The sequence below is a fragment of the Streptomyces sp. NPDC043854 genome, assembly GCF_056436005.1.
On record NZ_JBWKDK010000034.1, the window covers coordinates 1 to 18,578 of the forward strand.

General features: G+C 70.5%; 16 protein-coding genes. 8 read left to right on the top strand and 8 right to left on the bottom strand.

The genetic code is table 11. The features are described 5' to 3' along the window. Nucleotides 1-150 precede the first annotated feature (150 nt). A complete protein-coding gene (locus AC068A_RS26350) occupies nt 151-2,991 on the bottom strand; it encodes a D-alanyl-D-alanine carboxypeptidase family protein (protein ID WP_478588718.1) in 2,841 nt (946 codons plus the stop codon). Nucleotides 2,992-3,221: 230 nt separating this feature from the next. Here AC068A_RS26350 and AC068A_RS26355 point away from each other — a divergent pair, with 230 nt between their 5' ends. The 3 genes from AC068A_RS26355 (at nt 3,222) to AC068A_RS26365 (ending at nt 5,584) form a co-directional block, all read left to right on the top strand. Beyond that, entirely contained in the window at nt 3,222-3,959 is a 738-nt protein-coding gene (locus AC068A_RS26355; RefSeq protein ID WP_478588719.1) for a GOLPH3/VPS74 family protein, read from the top strand. A 301-nt stretch (nt 3,960-4,260) separates the two neighbouring features. Then, nucleotides 4,261-5,145 carry a helix-turn-helix domain-containing protein gene (locus tag AC068A_RS26360; protein ID WP_478588720.1) on the top strand — a complete coding sequence of 295 codons (885 nt, stop codon included), beginning with the start codon at nt 4,261-4,263 and terminating at the stop codon, nt 5,143-5,145. A 226-nt stretch (nt 5,146-5,371) separates the two neighbouring features. Then, on the top strand, nt 5,372-5,584 hold the full coding sequence (locus AC068A_RS26365; protein WP_478588721.1) for a DUF397 domain-containing protein: 213 nt from the start codon (nt 5,372-5,374) through the stop codon (nt 5,582-5,584). A 147-nt stretch (nt 5,585-5,731) separates the two neighbouring features. Here AC068A_RS26365 and AC068A_RS26370 read toward each other — a convergent pair whose 3' ends face one another. Both AC068A_RS26370 and AC068A_RS26375 read right to left on the bottom strand, forming a co-directional pair. Further along, complete coding sequence (locus AC068A_RS26370) at nt 5,732-6,577, bottom strand: hypothetical protein (protein WP_478588722.1); 846 nt, start codon at nt 6,575-6,577, stop codon at nt 5,732-5,734. A gap of 140 nt (nt 6,578-6,717) precedes the next feature. Beyond that, nucleotides 6,718-7,431, bottom strand: a complete 714-nt coding sequence (locus AC068A_RS26375; protein ID WP_478588723.1) for a helix-turn-helix domain-containing protein — start codon at nt 7,429-7,431, stop codon at nt 6,718-6,720. A 240-nt stretch (nt 7,432-7,671) separates the two neighbouring features. Here AC068A_RS26375 and AC068A_RS26380 point away from each other — a divergent pair, with 240 nt between their 5' ends. Then, the gene (locus AC068A_RS26380) at nt 7,672-8,337 is read left to right on the top strand and encodes a DUF4097 family beta strand repeat-containing protein (protein WP_478588781.1); all 666 of its coding nucleotides are present in this window, start codon (nt 7,672-7,674) and stop codon (nt 8,335-8,337) included. Between the two features lie 824 nt (nt 8,338-9,161). On the opposite strand, the gene AC068A_RS26385 is transcribed toward AC068A_RS26380, so the two are convergent. Continuing rightward, nucleotides 9,162-9,875, bottom strand: a complete 714-nt coding sequence (locus AC068A_RS26385; protein WP_478588724.1) for a hypothetical protein — start codon at nt 9,873-9,875, stop codon at nt 9,162-9,164. 1,033 nt (nt 9,876-10,908) lie between these two features. Here AC068A_RS26385 and AC068A_RS26390 point away from each other — a divergent pair. Next, nucleotides 10,909-11,346, top strand: a complete 438-nt coding sequence (locus AC068A_RS26390) for an NADAR family protein (RefSeq protein ID WP_478588725.1) — start codon at nt 10,909-10,911, stop codon at nt 11,344-11,346. 8 nt (nt 11,347-11,354) lie between these two features. Here AC068A_RS26390 and AC068A_RS26395 read toward each other — a convergent pair whose 3' ends face one another. Then, the gene (locus AC068A_RS26395; protein ID WP_478588726.1) at nt 11,355-11,732 is read right to left on the bottom strand and encodes an ATP-binding protein; all 378 of its coding nucleotides are present in this window, start codon (nt 11,730-11,732) and stop codon (nt 11,355-11,357) included. Between the two features lie 156 nt (nt 11,733-11,888). Between AC068A_RS26395 and AC068A_RS26400 the strand changes: the two genes are divergently transcribed. Both AC068A_RS26400 and AC068A_RS26405 read left to right on the top strand, forming a co-directional pair. Next, nucleotides 11,889-12,746, top strand: a complete 858-nt coding sequence (locus AC068A_RS26400; RefSeq protein ID WP_478588727.1) for a helix-turn-helix domain-containing protein — start codon at nt 11,889-11,891, stop codon at nt 12,744-12,746. Further along, complete coding sequence (locus AC068A_RS26405; RefSeq protein WP_478588728.1) at nt 12,743-13,045, top strand: DUF397 domain-containing protein; 303 nt, start codon at nt 12,743-12,745, stop codon at nt 13,043-13,045. Before AC068A_RS26400 ends, AC068A_RS26405 begins: the two co-directional genes overlap by 4 nt. 334 nt (nt 13,046-13,379) lie before the next feature. On the opposite strand, the gene AC068A_RS26410 is transcribed toward AC068A_RS26405, so the two are convergent. The 3 genes from AC068A_RS26410 to AC068A_RS26420 form a co-directional block, all read right to left on the bottom strand. Then, nucleotides 13,380-14,282 carry a geranyl diphosphate 2-C-methyltransferase gene (locus AC068A_RS26410; protein ID WP_478588729.1) on the bottom strand — a complete coding sequence of 301 codons (903 nt, stop codon included), beginning with the start codon at nt 14,280-14,282 and terminating at the stop codon, nt 13,380-13,382. 17 nt (nt 14,283-14,299) lie between these two features. Further along, the gene (locus tag AC068A_RS26415; RefSeq protein WP_478588730.1) at nt 14,300-15,682 is read right to left on the bottom strand and encodes a family 2 encapsulin nanocompartment cargo protein terpene cyclase; all 1,383 of its coding nucleotides are present in this window, start codon (nt 15,680-15,682) and stop codon (nt 14,300-14,302) included. A 268-nt stretch (nt 15,683-15,950) separates the two neighbouring features. Further along, nucleotides 15,951-17,363, bottom strand: coding sequence for a family 2B encapsulin nanocompartment shell protein (locus tag AC068A_RS26420; protein ID WP_478588731.1), 1,413 nt, complete (start codon nt 17,361-17,363; stop codon nt 15,951-15,953). A 385-nt stretch (nt 17,364-17,748) separates the two neighbouring features. On the opposite strand from AC068A_RS26420, the gene AC068A_RS26425 reads away from it, so the two are divergent. Further along, the gene (locus AC068A_RS26425) at nt 17,749-18,531 is read left to right on the top strand and encodes an SDR family oxidoreductase (RefSeq protein ID WP_478588732.1); all 783 of its coding nucleotides are present in this window, start codon (nt 17,749-17,751) and stop codon (nt 18,529-18,531) included. Nucleotides 18,532-18,578: the final 47 nt, after the last annotated feature.

The following is an 18,578-nucleotide window of genomic DNA, read 5'->3' on the forward strand; positions in this document are numbered from 1 at the left end:
TTCATGGTTTCCCTCGTCCTTTTGCTCGTCCCTTTCTTTTGTTTTTTCGTTCTTGGTTCTGGTTGTTTCTTTTTCTGTTCCCCACCCCCCCCCCTCCCCCCCGGGTTTCCCCGGGCCCCCGGTTCGCAGGGTCACCGGTGTCGGCGGTGATCAGCCGATACGGGTCAGTTTGCTGCCGATGCCCGGCGCGGCCAGGTCGCTCTTCAGCGCCACCGGCACCTTCACCTGGCTGGCCCCTTCGCCGACGGTCAGCATGCCGACCTCGGTGCCCGCCGTCGCGGTCTGCGGGAGCTTGCCGTCACCGCTGCCCAGCTTGATCTTGACGGTGAGCGACGGCCAGCCGACCGCCTCCACGTCCGCCGTGGCCACGACCGGGGTCCGGCCGCCGAGCCCGTCGTCGACGTACCCGACGACATCGCCCTTCTTCACCACGACCGCGTTGGTCAGCGACTTCTGCGTGGCCAGCATGATGTTCTTGCTGGCGCCGATGGCGGTGCCCAGGATCGGCGTGCCGTGCTGGCCGAGCACCGCGCCGACGATCAGCTGGTTGGTGTTGCCGACCTTCTTCTCCGCGGCGAAGAGCAGGTTGCCGCCCGCCTTGGTGGTGGAGCCGGTCTTGATACCGACCGCGCCGTTGCCCGGGATGAGGTCGTTCCAGTTGCGCCACCACTTGCCCGACTGGTCCTTCCAGCCGGTCAGCTTGGTGATGGCGACGAGCTCCGGCATCTCGACGACCTTCAGGCCGAGCTTGACCTGGTCCTCGGCGGTGCTGACCGTGGTCGCGTCCAGACCCGAGGGGTCCGTGTACGTCGTGTTGGTCATCCCGAGTTCCTTGGCGGTGTCGTTCATCTTCTTGACGAACGCCTCCTGGTCGCCGCCGGTGTCCCAGCGGGCGAGCAGCCGCGCGACGTTGTTCGCCGACGGGATCATGATCGCGGCGAGGGCGTCGTACTCGGAAATCTTGCCGCCCTCCTGCAGCGTGTTGACCGTCGACTCGCCCTCGGAGTCCTTCTTGCCGTCCTCCACCGCGGCCTTGTCCACGTCGATCATCGGACCGTGGTCCCCCTTCTTCAGGGGGTGGTTCTTCAGGATCACGTACGCGGTCATGGTCTTGGCGACACTGCCGATGGCGATGGGCTTCTGCTCGCCGAAGGTGCCGACGGTGCCGAGGCCGGACGCCGCCATGTACGCCTGGCCCTCCTTGGGCCAGGGCAGGGCCGGGGCGGCCCCGTCGAAGGTGAACGAGCCGTTCGCGGTCATCTTGAGCTTCGGCTCGGGCAGCGGGCGCACCAGCTGCACGACGGCCAGGATGACCACGAGGAGGGCGACGATCGGCGTGTAGATCTTCAGCCGCCGGACGAACGTCCGCATCGGGCTCGGCGGCGGAGGCGGGTTGTTCGTGAGCTCGGCGAGCAGGTCGAGCGGCGGCCGGGGCGGCAGCGGCTGCTGTGTGGTCCGCTCGGTCCGATCCGGAACCGCGGTCGAGGCGGCGGCCGGAGCCGAAGCCGGGGTCCGGGCCGGGGTGGCGGTACGGGCCTGAGCCGGCGCGGCGGGCGCACCGGCTGCCCCGGCGGGCTTCGGCGCCGGTACGGAACCGGAGGCGCCGGAGGAGCCGGAGGAACCCCGCGCGGGCCCGTCGTCCGTGCGCAGCGGCACGAAGGTGCTCGGCTTCCCGGCGCCGACCGGCTTCGGCGGCGCGGGCCGGGAGGCGGCGGGCGCATCCGCGGCCGGGGTGGCGGCCTGCGGCTTCACGGCACGGAAGACGGTGGTGCGTTCGCTGTCGGAGTCCTCGGCCGCCGGCTTGGCGGGAGCCGCCGGGCCCGAACCCGAGGCGGGCTTGGGCGCACGGAACACGGCGGTGCGCTCGCTGTCGGAGTCGCCCGCGGCAGCGGACGGCTTCGCCGACCCCCCGTCGCCGGACGTGCCCGCAGCCGAACCGGACCCGGATCCCGAGCCGGAGCCCGGCTTCACGGCACGGAAGACGGCGGTGCGCTCACTGTCGTCGGACGCGCCCGACTTGTTCGCTTCGTCCGCCGAGGGCTTGCCGGAGGCGGCAGCACCGGTCTTGGCCCATGCCGGAGCCCGGTCCGCGGACCCGGCAGCCGACGGCCGGTCGCCGGTCCGGGCAGACCCCTTGCCGGCATCCCCCTTGTCGGACGTGTCGGAATCGGCCTTGTCGGCGCCCTCCTTGCCGGCACCCGCCTCGGCGGCCGGCTTCACGACACGGAACACGGCGGTGCGCTCGACGGTGAGCTCGCTGTCGAAGCCCTCCTTCGACGCCGCGGCGGAAGCCTTGCCGTCGGCGGCGTCCTCGTCCTCGTCCTCGGTGTCGGCCTTGGCCTTGGCCTTGGCCGAAGCGGAACCGGAGCCCGAAGCCCGATCGGCGTCCGAGTCCTTGGCCGAGGCGGAGCCGGAACGGGATTCCGCCCCGCGGTCGGCGTCCGCGTCCACGTCGGCGTCCGCGTCGGCGTCCGCGTCGGCGTCCGCGTCGGCGTCGGCGTCCGCAGCCTCGTCCGAACCGGAACGGGACTCCCGCACCCGGTCGGCGCCCTTGCCCGGGGCGGAGTCGGCAGCCGAAGGCGCGTCGTCGGCCTCGGCGCCGTCAGAGGCGTCCTCTTCCTCGCCCTTGCCGCTGCCGCTGCCCTCACGCTGCACGGAAGCGGAATCCGGTCCCGCATCCACCTTGGGCGCGCGGAACACGGCCGTGCGCTCGCTGTCGACAGACGCCTCGGCAGCCTCGTCCGCGTCCGCGGCCTCATCCGCGTCCCCGTCCGGGCCCACCTGTCCGGAGGACTCGGCTTCGTCGGCCTCGGCGGCTGCGGCCCGGTCCTCGGAGTCCCGCGACCCCGCGTCCCGTACCCCGCTGCCGGAATCTCCGGCACGAGTCGTGGAACCGTCGCCCGCAGCCTCGGCGTCCCCCGTGCCGGATGCGGGTTCCCGCGGACGGAACACCGACAGCCTCGGGTCACGTTCTGCTGAGGACCTCGCCACCCCCGGCGCTCCTTCATCAACCGACTTGTCGGGGGACTCGCCCGCCACCAGTTCCTCCTCGATCGCCGCCGCGTCCGGCCGAATGTCTCACAGTGTCCCGCGTCGGGGGCATCGCCCCCGTGCTAGACGAGAACGACATAGCGCTGGTTCCCGCACAAAGCGACCAGGCACTCTCGACAGATGAATGTGAGAGGCGTCACCCTGTCACTCATCCACGCGGGGAGGCATGGATGGGCAGGAGCCGCAGAACAATTCCGGAGGAGCTTCTGCTGCTCGCCTTGGACCCGGCCACGGGTACCACGGCGCAGCCGCAGTCGCTCGACCTCGGCCTGGCCGGGGCACAGCTAGTGGAGCTGGCTCTGGCAGGACGTATAGCCCCTGACGGGGATCGTATCGCCGTGGTGATGCCACGGCCGACAGGAGATCCGACCCTGGACTCCGCACTGGAACTGCTGCGCAGGCGCGGCAGCCCGGTTCGGGCCGTCCACTGGATCGGCGGACCCCGGCTGGGGCTCCGCCAGGTGTATCTCGCTCATCTGGAGCGCTGCGGCATGGTCCATGCCGTCGCGGGCCAGATGTGCGGTGTGCTGCCGACGACTCGCTACCAGGCGACGGACACGGCAATCAGCCGGGAGATCCGCGCCCGGCTCGACAGTGCGATCCGCACCGGCGTTCCGCCGGACCCGCGGACCGCGGCGCTCGCCGCGCTGGCCCACGCGGTCGGACTCGGCAAGCACCTGTACCCCGGCAACGAGGGGCGGTCGTCGAGGTCTCGGCTGCGGGACCTGATCCGGCACGACCCCATGGGCGGTCTCGTGGCGCACGCCGTCATGGACGTCCAGAACGGCGTGGCCGCACAGCCGCGCCGGGAGCGCGCATCGGCGCCGCCGGCAGCTCGGGCCACGGCGAACGGCGTTCCGATGCAGGCGCGCCGCACGGGAGCGATGGCACGCGCCGCCGCGCACTGACAGCCGTCCCGCTCCACCACCGGCACCACGGCGCCACAGGGCGCCACACGGCACCACCGCACCACACGGCACCACCAGCACCACGCACGCACAGCGGATCCGCAGATCCACCACAGGTCCCACAGCTCCACCGCAACGCCATCCACGACGCGGGGTGGCGAGGCCGGTTCCGCCGGCCCCGTCGCCCCGCGCACCTGTATTTCCGTGCCGTTTACCGGCGCCGCCCCGCCCTTCGGTGGCAGTCTGCTCACCAGTAGACACGCCGAGAGACGCAATCAAAGAAGGCGGAGGTGCCGTTCACGTGGCGTCCAATGTCAATCCCACCGTCCGACGCCGCCGACTGGGCATGGAGTTGCGCAAGCTCCGCGAGGACAAGGGCATGACGGCCGAGCAGGTCGCCGACCGCCTGCTCGTCTCGCAGTCGAAGATCAGCAGGTTGGAGAACGGCCGCCGGTCCATCAGCCAGCGCGATGTCCGCGACCTCTGCGACGTGTACGAGGTCGAGGACCGCCGCCTCGTCGAGTCCCTCATGCAGATGGCCAAGGACTCCCGCCAGCAGGGCTGGTGGCACGCCTTCGGCGACATCCCGTACAGCGTCTACATCGGCCTCGAGACCGACGCCGCCAGCCTGCGCACGTACGAGCCCCAGATGGTGCCCGGCCTGCTCCAGACCCCGGAGTACGCGCACGCCCTCATCCGCGGCGCGCTGCCCGAGACCGCCGCGGCGGACGTGGAGAAGCGGGTCCAGGTGCGGATGCACCGGCAGAAGCGACTGTCGGAGACGGACAACAACAACCCCGAGGTCGGGCCGCTGCGGCTGTGGGCGGTCATCGACGAGGCCGCGCTGCGCCGGCACGTGGGCGACGCCCAGTTGATGATCGACCAGCTCGAGTACTTGATAGACCAGTCGGAACAGCCGTACATCACGGTGCAGGTGATGCCGTTCTCGATGGGCGCCCACCCGGGCATGAACGGCCAGTACGCGATCCTGGAATTCCCGGACGCAACCGACTCCACGGTCGTCTACATCGAGGGCGTGACGAGCGACTTGTACCTGGAGAAGGCCAATGACGTTCAGAAGTACAGCGTGATGTACGAGCACCTGCGCGCGCAGGCCCTCAATGTGGACCAGACGCGGCAGTTCATCTCGGACATCATCGCCGATTATGCGGGCAAGGAGAAGTAAAAGGGGAGCAAACCGGGCAGGTGGCGAGGGGGGTCCGCTACGGTACACCGACACTCCCCAGCCACAGAAGTCCTGACTGGAATATGCCACCCGGTCGGGTGAACGGCCCCATCGCCCGCCGGAAGGTGCCGGTAGCGTCGATCACGTCGGCCCGGCGAGAAACCGAAACCGGATGGCCGGCAACCACCCCCACCCACCGGCACTTCCTGCTGCATCGGAGAGAAACATGGCTATTCGTCAGGGCGCCACGGAAAACTGGACCAAGTCCTCCTACTCCGGCGGAAACGGCGCGTGCGTCGAGGTCAAGTCCCCCGTCATGGAGGCCATTGCGGTCCGCGACTCCAAGGTGCAGGACGGCCCGTCCCTCGCCTTCACCCCCGACTCCTGGACCTCGTTCGTGACCGGCGTCACCGAGGGCCGACTGGGCCGCCTCGCCTGACTGCCGACCGCAACAACGCAACAACACCCATATCTCCCGCACACTCGTACTCCCGTGTGCGGGATCGCCTGAAGCCCTCTCGACTGGCCCGCCGTCCCGGCCGAGGGGGCTCGGTCGTGCCCGGCGCGGTGTCCCGCTCCCGGGCTCCTACCGGAGCTGGTCGACGTACCGGTCGGTCCCCGGCACCGTCGGAACGAACGGCGCCACCAGCTCCACCCGCCCCATCCCCGCCTCCGCGACCTCGGCATCGAGCCCCTGGAACCCGTCCCAGCAGGTGCGCGGATCGGCCTCCAGGAACCACAGCAGCGTCAGCCGGGTGTCGACCCCCTCGACCTGCTTCACGTACGCCATCCGGTCGCCGGGCAGCGGCGTGGGCCGGAAGACCGTCACCATTGCGGCCGGCGATCCCGCCAGCCGCCTCGGCAGGGCGCGCGAACGCAGCCACTCCAGCAGCGCCGCCCGGCCGCCCGGCCCGTCGGCGTCGACGACCTCCAGGACGAGCCCGGCGTACGGGTGGTCGAGGGCGTGGAAGTCCCGCGGGCCGGCGGCGCCGTCGCGGTAGACGGTGGCCTCGTGGTCCTGGAAGGCCGTGAACACGTGCGTCCGGTCCTGGTAGACGCGGCCGTCCCGGTTCAGCCGCTTGTTGATGCCGACGGTCCACCGCATGTGCTCGTCGTAGCGGCCCTCGGTCACCCAGTACGCCGACAGGTAGCACCCGGCGGTGACCGGCTGCGCCACCGCCGACTTCTCCGGGTAGCGCAGCTCCCGGAGGTCCCGCGTGGCCACCCAGCGGCGGCCGGCGTACATCCAGGGCATGGCCATGGCGCCGGCGTAGTAGTGGTCGTCCTCGTACCAGCGGTTGTACGCGTGCTCGTGGCCCGGGTGCGGTTCGACCATGGTGATCAGCGCATGGCCGGGCCGGACCCCGTACGGCCCGACGGCCGCCAGCGCGGCGTACGCATCGACGTCCGATCCTCGCTCTGCATTCGGCATGCCCCTGGAAATACCTGACAGCCCATCAAATAACGAGCCCCTGCGCACGCTTCACCCGCCGAACAGCCGGATGCCGACTACACCTTCCCGAGGTGCGCCGCCATCCGGCCGCTCAAGGACGCCGCATCGAGAGACGACGTCTATTCGGGTGCGGTGTGGAGGACTTCACGGGCCTGTTCGGCAGCCCGGTAGATGCTTTCACTGATGAAGTCGAGGAAGCGTGCGATGTTCTCCAGGCGGGCTGCGGCCGGGGTCTCGCGACCAAGAACGGCGACGCCCCGGCGTGCCGTCTGTACGAGCTGGTCGTTGGCTCGGGCGCTGGCGATCGTCGCCTGGTAGAAGAGCTCGTCGTCGACGATGTAGCGGTCGCGGCGGCGTTCGTCGCGCTCTCGGCGGACGAGGCTCTGGCTCTCCAGGAAGGCGATCGCTTTGGAGATGGACGCCGGGCTGACCTGGAGGCGCCGGGCGAGCTGGGACGCGCTGAGGCTGCCCGCATCCGTCGTGAACAGGCAGGTCAGTACCCGGGCCGTCATCCTGGGCAGGCCCGAGGCCATGAGGACGGTGGTGAGCGTCTCTTCGTACTCGGCCACGGCCTCGGCGTCGCGCCCGTGCGGCTGGGGGGCCGACTCCGGCCCCCGGGAGGCGGCGGGCTTGCGCCGGTGGGCGCGGCGTTCGGTGGCGCGCTGGGCCAGGTCGGCGCGGTAGGCGGTGGGGCCGCCGTTGCGCATCACCTCACGCGTGACCGTCGAGGTAGGACGGTCCAGGCGTCGGGCGATCTCGGCGTAGGGGAGGCTGTCGGCCAGCCCCAGCGCGATCTGCTGACGTTCCTGCTGAGTGAGCCTGCCTCCCGGCATCGCGGTCTCCTTGCTGGCTGGTCTTGTGCGGTGGTCCCGATCCCCACCGTAGCGTTCACCCCCCATCCATTGCAACGCACCATCCCGTTTCTGTTGCGTTACCAACACAACCGTTGCAACACTTTCTGGCCCCTCACCTGCACATATGCCACTTCAACGCAACAACCACGTTGCCAGTTCCATGAACGCAACGTAGCGTTTCTGGTGTCAGAAACAACCACCGAAACACCGGAGAGCATGATGCAGAAGTTCGACACCCTCGCCCCGATCTCCGCTGTCGTGGCCTTCCCCGCGGGACGCATCCAGTTCATCGCCGCCAACCGCACCGACACCACCGTCGAGGTCCTGCCCGCCAACCCGTCCAAGAGCCGCGACGTCCAGACCGCCGAGCAGACCACCGTCACCTACGCCGACGGCGTCCTGCGCATCCACGCCCCCGAGCCCAAGAACCAGCTCTTCGGCCCCTCCGGCTCCCTGGAGATCACCGTCCAGCTGCCCACCGGCTCCAGCATCGAGGCCAAGACCGCCAGCTCCGAGCTCCGCGGCGTCGGCCGCCTGGGCGATGTCGCCTTCGACGGCGCGTACCGCGAGATCAAGATCGACGAGGCCGCGAGCGTCCGCCTCACCGCAACCGACGGCGACGTCGAGGTCGGCCGCCTGGGCGGCCCCGCGGAGATCAGCACCGCACGGGGCGACATCCGGATCCACGAGGCCGTGCGCGGCACGGTCGTGCTCCACACCCAGTCCGGCAACATTTCGATCGCCGCCGCAGCCGACGTCTCGGCCGCCCTGGACGCCGGCACCGGCTACGGCCGCATCAGCAACGCCCTCAAGAACGACGGCACCACCGCACTCGACATCCGCGCCACCACCACCCACGGCGACATCACCGCCCGCACCCTCTGACAAGCGGCCGTACGCGAGATTGGCACCCCCAACCGAGGGGCGTTGCAGGCAAGGCCGTCGCGGCCGACGACCACCACACGTCGGTCCCAACGGCCTTCTGCCGTCCAATGCGCTGCAGATCGCCATTCGCCAACGCCAACTGATCGTCTGACGCCGGGCGGGCACAGCGGCCGCCCGTTCTGCCAACTGGCCGACGAATGCGGCGGTCTGATGCACTTGGCAACGGCCCACGACGGCGGTCCGTCGCCGAGGTACGAGAAGCACGTAGCGATCTGGGGCGCTTGCGGCCGAGCCCCGGCGCCGGGCGGGGATGGTGGTCCTGGGGCCGGCAATGTGGCGGATCAGGGCCCTGCCCGCTGCTTCTCTGGCGGGGGCCGTCGTTGAAGGGTCCCCCCTGCCGTTCCCCCGGGGGCTTCCCGGCAGTCTTTCGGCATTCCGGTTCGGGTCGGGCTGTCAAGGGTGGAGCGCCAGCGACATCGCGATAGCGACGCGACCGGAGGGAGCGCCCTTGACGGGGCGGGCCGAACCGGGAGGACGATGGGACTGACGGGAAGCCCCCGGACACCTTCCCGACCCCGGCTGGGCGTAACGCGCCTGCCTGGGCTGACTGTGCCCTTGCCTCTGACCTGCCCGCACCTTGCCGGGCTCGGCCTCATCCCGCCCTGCCCGACCTCACTTCGAACTTGCCGGGAACGGTGTCGTCCAAGGCGCTCACGGCGTCACGCATGGCCTGGTACACCGCGGATCGCTGAGGTGAGTGGTCCGGCGCAATGGTCATCGCGGCTCCTCGTCCGTGCCGGCGGGCCCGAGTCATCACCGACATGCTAGGCAGCAACCTTCTCCCCACGCTTGCAGGGATTGCACAGACCTGGCTCCGCGGCGCGAAAGGAAATCCTGTCGCAGCACACGCACACCTGAAGGGGGTGGGGGCGGGGGCGGTCCCCGGGCAGATACGGGGTCGAGGCCGGTGGCGAGCCCGGGACCGGGGACAGGGTCGAGCCCGGGACCGGGGCCGGGGTCGAGCCCGGGACCGGGGCGGGCAGGAGCTCGCGGAGGCGGTACGCGACCAGGCCGGCCGGGTGGCGGAGGTCCGGCGGGAGGTCGTCGGACAGGGCGAAGGTGATCGCGAAGGGGAGGACCCCGCGCTCCAGCCAGAGCGATACGGCCGGGGTCAGCCGAGCCACGTCCCGCTCGGACAGCATCAGGCGCGCATCGACGGCGCGGAGGGTGGTGAGGATGTGGCGGGCGGTGGGGGTGAAGCCGGCGGAGGGGGCGTCGAGGACGTCGGACGAGACGGGGTCGGAGTCGGCAGCGGGGGCCGGGACGGGGGCGGCAGCGGGCTCGGAAGCGACAGCAGGCTCGGAAGCGGCCTCGGAAGCGACAGCGGCCTCGGAAGCGGAGTCAGCGGAGGAGACCGGGTCGGGATCAGGATCGGAGTCGGGATCCAGGCTGGCGGGGTCCCGCTCGGCCCGAGGCGGTGAGGTGTCCGGGGGCGTCCCGGCAGCCGATTGTCCTTCCGGTTCGAGCCGGCCCGTCAAGGGCGCTCCCTCCGGTCGCGTCGCTGCGCGATGGCCTTCGGCCACCCTTGACTGACCGACCCGCCCCGGAATGCCAACAGACTGCCGGGAAGCCCCCGAAGGATGGCCAGGGGGGACGAGTTCAGGGACGGGCCCATCAGAGATGCAGGGGGCGGGAGTGGCAGCAGTGGCCGCCTGTGCCGGGGGCTGCGGTGGCGACGACCCCGGCTCCGGCTCGGGCTCCTCCGACGCCGCCTCTGGTGCTGAGCCCGGCCCCGGTCCTGAGCATGCCCCTGGCACCGGCCCTGCTGGGGCCGACATATGCCACGCAGCCGCCTGCGGCCGGTTGTACGAGATCGTGCGCGTCACGATCTGTCCCGACGGCAGCCGCTCCCGTACGCGGGCGAGGTAGCCGTGCTCCTCCAGCTCGCGCAGGGCCTTCGCGATGCGGTACTCGCCCTCCTCCAGCTCTCCGGCGAGGGCCTTGACGCCGATCGGCGCGCCTTGAGGAAGCGACTGGACGTAGAGGGCCAGTCCGCGTGCCGCCAGGGACAGCTTGCGGTGCTGTGCAAGGTGGTTGCCGACCACGACGAAGTGAGTTTCGTGGGGGACGTTGACGTGGATGACACCGGATCGGGGGGACCCGGCCGGAATGCGCGACTGCGCGCACATCCGCACGCTAGGGTGCTGGAAAGCCATCGGGAAGCGTTCTCTTCCTCGTGGTCAGGCCCTCGTCGGGATTGCAGTCCCGGCGGGGGCCGGCTTGTGTCTGGGGTTGTCTTTCGCGGCGAGCATATGCCCGCAACCGGTGCTCATTTCCAGCCCAGTTGGCACAGTTCACCCGTGTGAGCGACAGACCTCCAGGTTGGTGACGTGGTGGGTTGGTTGGTTGTTTTCCCCGTTTCTTTAAAAGGGGTAGGTGTCCCCACGCACCGCGACGCGTGCCAGCCGCGTCGCGGTCACCGCGACGCGGTCGCCTGAGCCGGCAAATCCGTTGCGAGGGTGGGGCGGCAGCTGGCAGCGTGCGGATCCTGTGACCGCCGCGAGGGTTGGGATGACGATCTACTTCTACGGCGCCGATGAGGTGCCCTACGGCTGCTTCTCCAACTTCTCCGCACACGATGTGGATCTCGACGGGCATTGGTGGCCGACCACTGAGCACTACTTCCAGGCGCAGAAGTTCATCGGCACGCGCCATGCGCAGGTGATCCGTCAGGCTGCCACGCCGCTGCGTGCGGCCCAACTGGGCCGCGACCGGTCCAAGCCGCTGCGCCGGGACTGGGAGCGGGTGAAGGACGACGTGATGCGCCGTGCCGTGGACGCCAAGTTCCGCACACACGCCGACATCCGCGAGATCCTGCTGTCCACCGGCGACGAGGAGATCGTCGAGGACACGACCTCCGACCACTACTGGGGGCGCGGCCGGACCGGCACGGGCAAGAACATGCTCGGCCGCATCCTGATGCGCACCCGTACCCGGCTCCGGGCCTGACCCTGCCGTCACCGACGGCCGGTGTCGAGTTCCGCCCACACCGTCTTCCAGGGGGCGGGACCGAGCGCCACTCCCCACCGGTCGGCCAGCTCCGCGACCACCGCCAGCCCACGCCCACCCGGATCGGGCAGCCGGTCGGCCCTGGTGTCGGTCAGCTCGATACGGAGCGTGCCGCCCCCGTCGACGGACAGGACGAGCCGGAAGTCCCGGCCGGGCACGCGGCCGTGGGTGACGGCGTTGGCGATCAGCTCGGCGAGCACTTGCTCGGCCTTGTCGAACCGGACTCCCCAGGAACGGAGTTGCTCGACGGCGAGCAACCGGCCGAGTCGGGCCCCGCGGGGTGTGGCGGAGAGCTGAAGAACGCAGGCAGGAAGTTGTGGAATCACGTCACCCAGCGTGGCCGTGCGTGCCTACGCTGAACAGCGACGACGCCTGTGCGTACCGCGACTGTCCGGCCGTTGTCCGGTCTTGTCCTGCCTGTCCGCAAGCGCTTTGGGGGTACGGGGCGTTGAGTAAGTCGGGCACGTCGGAAGTGGGTGCGCATGAGCGTGGACAGCGACGGAACGGAAGAGCCGGGCTGGGAGGTCGACCCGGAAGACGAACAGGGCGCGGCAGTCGTCGCCGCCGTCGGCCGCCAACTGAAGGTCTGGCGCGAGAAGGCCGGAATGCGGGCGGCCGATTTCGCCGCCGCCATCCAGTACGGGGAGGACCTGGTCCGCAAGGTCGAGGCGGGCAAGCGGATCCCCCGCCCGGAGTACCTGGACAAGGCGGACGAAGTCCTACGCGCCGACGGCCGCATCGCCGCCATGAAGAAGGACGTGGAGCAGGCCCGCTATCCCAAGCGGGTGCGGGATCTCGCCAAGCTGGAGGCCCGTGCGGTCGAGCTGCTGGCCTATGGCAACCACAACTTGCACGGACTGCTTCAGACGGAGGAGTACACCCGGTCGCTGTTCAGGACATGGAGGCCTTCGTACGAGCCCGACGAAATGGAGCGGATGCTTGCAGCACGCATGGCCCGGCGGACCATCTATGACCGCACTCCCCCGCCCGCGCTGAGCTTCGTCCAAGAAGAGGCCACGCTTCGGCGGCCCATCGGAGGCACAATGGTTCTGCGCAGGCAACTCGAACACCTGCTGGAGGTCATCGAGTTGCCGAATGTCGAGTTTCAGGTGATGCCGACCCACACCGAAGACCACGCCGGCATGGGCGGTCTCATCCAGGTACTCAAGTTCGCAGACGGAACGGCAGTGGGCCGCTCGGACGGCGCCTTCTACGGGCGCCCTGTCTCCGACCCGAAGCAGCTCCATGTCCTCGAACTGCGATATGGCATCATCCGGGCCCAGGCTCTCACGCCACGGGAGTCGCGGGCCTTCGTCGAACAAGTTCTGGGAGAGACATGATCCACGACCCCGAGCTGAAGTGGTTCAAGAGCAGCTACAGCGACAGCAGTGACGGAAACGACTGCGTCGAAGTGGCCTGGCGCAAGAGCAGCTACAGCGACAGCGGTGACATCAACGACTGCGTCGAGGTCGGCTGGACCAAGAGCACGCACAGCGACGGCCCCGAAGGGGACTCCTGCGTCGAAGTAGGGCGCACGCCCACCGCCGTCCTGGTCCGGGACTCCAAGGACACCGCCATCCCCCACCTCACCTTCTCCCCCACCGCCTGGGCCGGCCTGCTCACCCTGGCCCAGCGGTAGCAGCTCGCCGGAGCGGGGGCGGAAGGGCGGGACACGGCCATATGTGAACCCGTCCCCCCAGGCCGTCCCTCCCCCGGGGGCCGCCCGACAGTCCTTGTCGTTCCGGGGCGGGCGTCGGGGTCAAGGGTGGCCGAAGGCCATCGCGTAGCGACGCGACGACGAAGGAGGAGCGCCCTTGACGCCGACGCCCGGCACGGGATGACACTGGGACTGACGGGCAGCCCCCGGACACCTTCCCGACCCCGCCCAAGCGAGCTCCCGCCCACACGCAAAACCGGGCCCGCGGCAGCACCGCGGGCCCGGCTCATCTGCCCAACAGCAACCCCGACAACCGTCAGACGCGGTCCGCCGCGATCAGCACGTACTGGAACGAGCCGTCCTCGTAGGACTTGATGAACGCCTCCTCGATGCCCGTCACCAGGGAAGACGTGGCGCGCAGCTTCCAGTACGGCAGTGTCTCCGGCGTCAGGTCGATGACCGCCTGGGGGACGAGGCGGTTGTCGGCCATGGCGCGCAGGTACTCCCGCCGCGAGTGGATGTTGCACTCGAAGTGGGCGTTGATCTGCGAGACCCACTTCGACGGCTGGCCGTGGCGGGGGTTCCAGCAGCCGGTGATGGTCACGTAGCGGCCGCCGACGGCGAGGATGCGGGAGTGCTCGGCCATGAGGTCGTGCAGGTCCACGTACATGCTGGACTCGTTGTTCCACGAGGCGGCGGCCTGGCCGGTCTCGAAGGGCGTGTCGAGCATGTTGCAGACGCGGGAGTGCACGGAGTCCGCGATGCCCAGCTCCCGCGCGCGGTTGTTGCCGAAGTCGGCCTGCTTGGCCGACAAGGTAACGCCCTCGACCTTGCAGCCGAAGCGCTGGTGGGCCATGACCATGGTGCCGCCGCGGCCGCAGCCGGCGTCGACGAGGAGGTCGTCGCGGCCGATGGCGCCGAGGTTGTCCAGCAGGGCGTCGGCCTGGGCGGATTCCAGGCGGTGGAGCTCGGCGATCAGCTTCTTCTCGTACTCGCTGTCGGCCGGGTCCCCGAGCGCCTCGTGGTCGACGGCGCCGATTCCGTAGTGGTGGTGGTAAAGGCCGTCGACGTCGCCGAGGCGCAGGTTCACGGGCCTGGCCTCTTCGTTCCAGTAGCGGGCGATCTCGCCCTGGTAGGGGGTCGCCGGGGCGGGGATGAAGGTGGCGGTGGGGACGGGGGTGGCGGTGGCGGTGGGGGCGGGCAGGTCAACGCTCGTCATGGGTAAATCCATTCTGCTTACCAAAAGTCGGGCAGGGTGTAGCGATAGGTGTTGGTCATGTGCCAGTAGTGGTTGCCGTCGACCCACACGGCCACGCCCCGCAGGAAGCGCACGACGCGCGGGTCGGGGCAGGTGGCGGCCAGTTCGGCGGCGGCGGCCTCGAACTCGTGCATGAGGTCGTTGTGGACCTCGACGGCCTTCAGGTAGGCGTCCTTGTCGGAGAGGCCCTCGCGTTCGGCGATCACCACCGGCAGGTTCAGGTGCTTGCCGCGGGCACTGAGTTCCTTGGTGTACGAGTACAGGTCGTTGGAGATGGTGGTGGCGTTCCCCGCGAGCGCGATCACCCGCTGCATGGCGGGCAGGGCGTGCAGGTCCGCAGGGAGTTCGTAGCCGCCGACCGTGTCGGTGATGGTGGGGCACGGACGGAAGTTGTTGAACTGCCGCATCGCCAGGTACTCGGACACCTCGGGGACGTAGTCCGTCTCGGCCCAGGCGGCCTCCGCGACGTAGCCCATGTGGAGGCGGGCCATGTCGTGCCGGAAGCGGTCGGCCTGGGACGGGGTGGCCGCCCGGACGAAGTACTCCATGGCGGAGCGGTAGGAGCGCCGCGGGGCGTCCGCGTGGAGCGACTCCGCCCAGGCCGGCTCGTACTCCTTGGTGGTGTGGACGGGGTCGAGGGCGGTGTGGGCGAGCAGGAGCCTGCCGCCCAGGCCGACCGGCGTGCCGCCGTGGTCCTCGCAGTAGATGTCGTCGACGACGTTCTCGGCGACCATCAGCCGCGTGGCGATCATCAGGTGGTCGACGGTCGGGGCGTCCGGGTGGCAGGCGACCATGTAGCGGCCCACGGAGAAGCCGTCGAACTGGTCCTCCCACTCCGGGGGGTACGCCTGGACCTCGTCCACCGCCCAGCGCTTGATCCGGTGGCTGACCTCCGCCACGCGGACGGGGTCGGGCTCCGGGACCGGGTGGTAGTAGAGGCCCGGGATCGGCCGGCCCTCCGCCGGGGCGGGCGGCTCCGGTAGCGCGGGCAGATCCGACGGGGCGGCCAGATCCGACAGCGCGGCCGGCCCCAGCAGATCCGGCAGATCGGGCAGATCCGGCAGTCCCGCCAGGTCCGCGCGGCGGCCGAAGTGCAGGCTGGCGGTGCCCAGGCCTCTGGGGCCGGACAGGATCCGCGCCAGCGCCTGGCTCGGATCCGGCGCCGACACCGGCATTGGCCCCGGCACTGACACCGGCACCGGCACCGAAGGCGCCGCCGCCGCGTCCGCGGCGCGGCCGACGTGCAGCAGGGGCGGCCCGGCGGGCAGTCCGGGCCGGCCCGCGGGCGCGCCGCGGCCGAGGCCGTAGACCGCGGCGGCGGGCGGGCTCGACTGCAGAGGGGAAGGCCCAGGGTCGGGCATCCGTATCTCCTTGGTGAGGTGGTGGGACGGTCCCGGATCCGGATCCCGGGCGTGCCCGGCCGGCCCGGACGGATCAGGGCAGCCGGCCACCGGGCGCGGGTACGGGGCGCAGACCCAGGCTCGGACGCAGGCGCGGGCACAGACGCAGGCGCGGGCGCAAACGCAGCGCAAACGCAGACGCAGACGCAGGCGCGGGCGCAGACGCAGACGCAGGCGCAAACGCAGACGCAGACGCAGACGCGCCGCGGCCCTGGCCCCTGCCTGCGGGCTAGCCCTGCCTGCGGGCGATCTGTACGTTCTCCAGCACGCCGAGGGCGTCCGGCACGAGGACGGCGGCGGAGTAGTAGGTCGTGACCAGGTAGGAGATGATCGACTTCTCGTCGATGCCCATGAACCGCACCGACAGGCCCGGCTCGTACTCCTCCGGCAGGCCGGTCTGGCGCAGGCCGATGACGCCCTGGTTGTCCTCGCCGGTACGCATGGCGATGATCGAGCTGGTGTTCTCCTTGCTGATCGGGATCTTGTTGCACGGCAGGATCGGGACGCCGCGCCAGGCGGGAACGGACTGACCGCCGAGGTCGACGTGGTCCGGGTAGAGCCCGCGGGCGTTGAACTCGCGGCCGATCGCCGCGATCGTCTTGGGGTGGGCCAGGATCAGCTTGGTGCCGCGCCGGCGGCAGAGCAGCTCGTCCAGGTCGTCGGGGGTGGGCGGGCCCGAGTGGGTCTGGATCCGCTGCTTGAAGTCGGCGTTGTGGAGGAGGCCGAACTCCCGGTTGTTGACCAGCTCGTGCTCCTGGCGCTCGCGCAGCGCCTCGATGGTGAGCCTGAGCTGCTCCTCCGTCTGGTTCATCGGCCCGTTGTAGAGGTCGGCGACCCTCGTGTGGACCCGCAGCACGGTCTGCGCGATGGAGAGCTCGTACTCGCGCGGGTGGAGCTCGTAGTCGACGAAGGTGCCCGGCAGCTCGGGCTCGCCGGTGTGGCCGGCCGACATCGCGATCTCGGCCTCGCCGTGCCGGTTCTGCCGCTGGTGCGGGAGCGCGCTGAACCGCTCGATGTGGGCGCGCAGGCTCGGCGCCGAGGACATGACGGACTCGAAGTCGGCGCGGGAGAGGGTGAGCAGGGTGCCGGAGGTCTCGGCGGTGGCCGTGTAGTCCCAGGTGCCCTGGCCGTCCAGCAGGGCGTGCTCGCCGAACCGGTCGCCGTCGGCGAGGACGGCGACGGCGACCTCGTCGCCGTATTTGCCCTCGCCGGTCTGGCTGACCCGGCCGTGGGCGATCAGGTGGATGTGCTCGGCGCGGGCGCCGCGCTCCACCAGCACCTCGCCGGCCCGGAAGTCGCGCTGGACGCACCGGCCGGCGATCGCGGTCAGCACCGCCGTGTCGTCGAAGCCGCGCAGCAGGGCGAGTTCGTTGAGCTCGCGGGGGATCACCCGGACCGTGGCCCCGTCCTGGACGAACTCGATCTGCCCGTCTCCGACCGTGTAGCTGAGGCGGCGGTTCACCCGGTAGGTGCCGCCCTTGGTCTCCACCCAGGGGAGCGTCTTCAGCAGCCAGCGGGAGGTGATCTCCTGCATCTGCGGGGCGGACTTGGTGGTGGTGGCGAGGTTGCGGGCGGCGGCTGTGGCCAGGCTGCTCTGCTGCGGGGGGTCCAGCTGTGTCTCGGGGCTGCTGTCAACGGTCATCGACAAGCTCTCCTTCGCAAGGGGCGGCGACCGGCGCGTACCCGCACGTCACCGGTAAAAGAGGAGGAAAAGGGGGCGTATATCCGGGAATCCGGCCAGATCACGGGGAACAGTAACGGTCCGCCACGCCCGCTACGCCCTCCGACGGCGCCGGAGTCCCCCGATGCGGTGATCTTGTGTCGCTCGACGTTTATCGACCGGCGGCGATTCGGCCGCTGAGCGGCCCGTTCACGCCCCCTGCGCCTCCGTGGCGTGCGCGGCGCCATCCCGGGCCCTTCCCTTCGCGGCGGGCCGGGATCTAATCTGACGCATCGTCAATTAACCGGTTACCCAGTTACCAAGTTACCCAGTCATCCAGCCCGCCCGTGCCGGGAGGCGATCGCGCATGCTGCTGCAAGGGAAGACCGTCATCGTCTCGGGCGTCGGGGCCGGGCTCGGCCACCAGGTCGCCGCAGCCGTCGTACGGGACGGCGGACAGGCCGTACTCGGCGCACGGACCGAGGCGAATCTCGCCAAATCCGCCGCCGAGATCGACCCCGACGGCACCCACACCGCCCACCGGGCCACCGACATCACCGACGAGCGCCAGTGCGAGGCCCTGGCCGCCCTCGCCGTCGAGCGGTTCGGCGGCATCGACGCCGTCGTGCACGTCGCCGCCTGGGACTCCTGCTTCGGCGGCCTCGAGGACGCCGACTTCGGCACCTGGGCCCGGGTCCTCGACGTCAACCTGCTCGGCACCCTCCGCATGACCCGCGCCTGCCTGCCCGCCCTCAAGCAGCGCGGCGGCTCCGTCGTCATCATCGGCACGCAGTCCGCCGTCGCCGCCCCCAATGAGGTGCAGCAGGCCGCGTACGCCTCCTCCAAGGGCGCCCTCACCTCCGCCATGTACTCCATGGCCCGCGAGCTCGGCCCGCACCGCATCCGCGTCAACACCGTCCTGCCGGGCTGGATGTGGGGCCCGCCCGTCCAGGCCTTCGTCACCTTCACCGCGCACTCCGAGGGCGTCCCCGAAGCCGAGGTCCGCGCCCGGCTCACCGCCCGCACGGCCCTGCCCGACCTCGCAACCGACGGGGACGTCGCCGACGCCGCCGTATTCCTCGCCTCCGACCGGGCGCGGGCGATAACCGGCCAATCCCTGCTGGTCAACGCCGGTGAGCTGATGCGGTGACCGGCGGTCGGCACCCCGCCGGCGGGCCACCGGATCGTATGCTCACC

Coding starts and splice junctions, on each gene's coding strand:
- AC068A_RS26420 (WP_478588731.1), bottom strand. CDS start 17,363: ATGACCGTTGACAGCAGCCCCGAGACACAGCTGGACCCCCCGCAGCAG.
- AC068A_RS26410 (WP_478588729.1), bottom strand. CDS start 14,282: ATGACGAGCGTTGACCTGCCCGCCCCCACCGCCACCGCCACCCCCGTC.
- AC068A_RS26415 (WP_478588730.1), bottom strand. CDS start 15,682: ATGCCCGACCCTGGGCCTTCCCCTCTGCAGTCGAGCCCGCCCGCCGCC.
- AC068A_RS26355 (WP_478588719.1), top strand. CDS start 3,222: ATGGGCAGGAGCCGCAGAACAATTCCGGAGGAGCTTCTGCTGCTCGCC.
- AC068A_RS26380 (WP_478588781.1), top strand. CDS start 7,672: ATGCAGAAGTTCGACACCCTCGCCCCGATCTCCGCTGTCGTGGCCTTC.
- AC068A_RS26390 (WP_478588725.1), top strand. CDS start 10,909: ATGACGATCTACTTCTACGGCGCCGATGAGGTGCCCTACGGCTGCTTC.
- AC068A_RS26400 (WP_478588727.1), top strand. CDS start 11,889: ATGAGCGTGGACAGCGACGGAACGGAAGAGCCGGGCTGGGAGGTCGAC.
- AC068A_RS26375 (WP_478588723.1), bottom strand. CDS start 7,431: ATGCCGGGAGGCAGGCTCACTCAGCAGGAACGTCAGCAGATCGCGCTG.
- AC068A_RS26370 (WP_478588722.1), bottom strand. CDS start 6,577: ATGCCGAATGCAGAGCGAGGATCGGACGTCGATGCGTACGCCGCGCTG.
- AC068A_RS26425 (WP_478588732.1), top strand. CDS start 17,749: ATGCTGCTGCAAGGGAAGACCGTCATCGTCTCGGGCGTCGGGGCCGGG.
- AC068A_RS26365 (WP_478588721.1), top strand. CDS start 5,372: ATGGCTATTCGTCAGGGCGCCACGGAAAACTGGACCAAGTCCTCCTAC.
- AC068A_RS26405 (WP_478588728.1), top strand. CDS start 12,743: ATGATCCACGACCCCGAGCTGAAGTGGTTCAAGAGCAGCTACAGCGAC.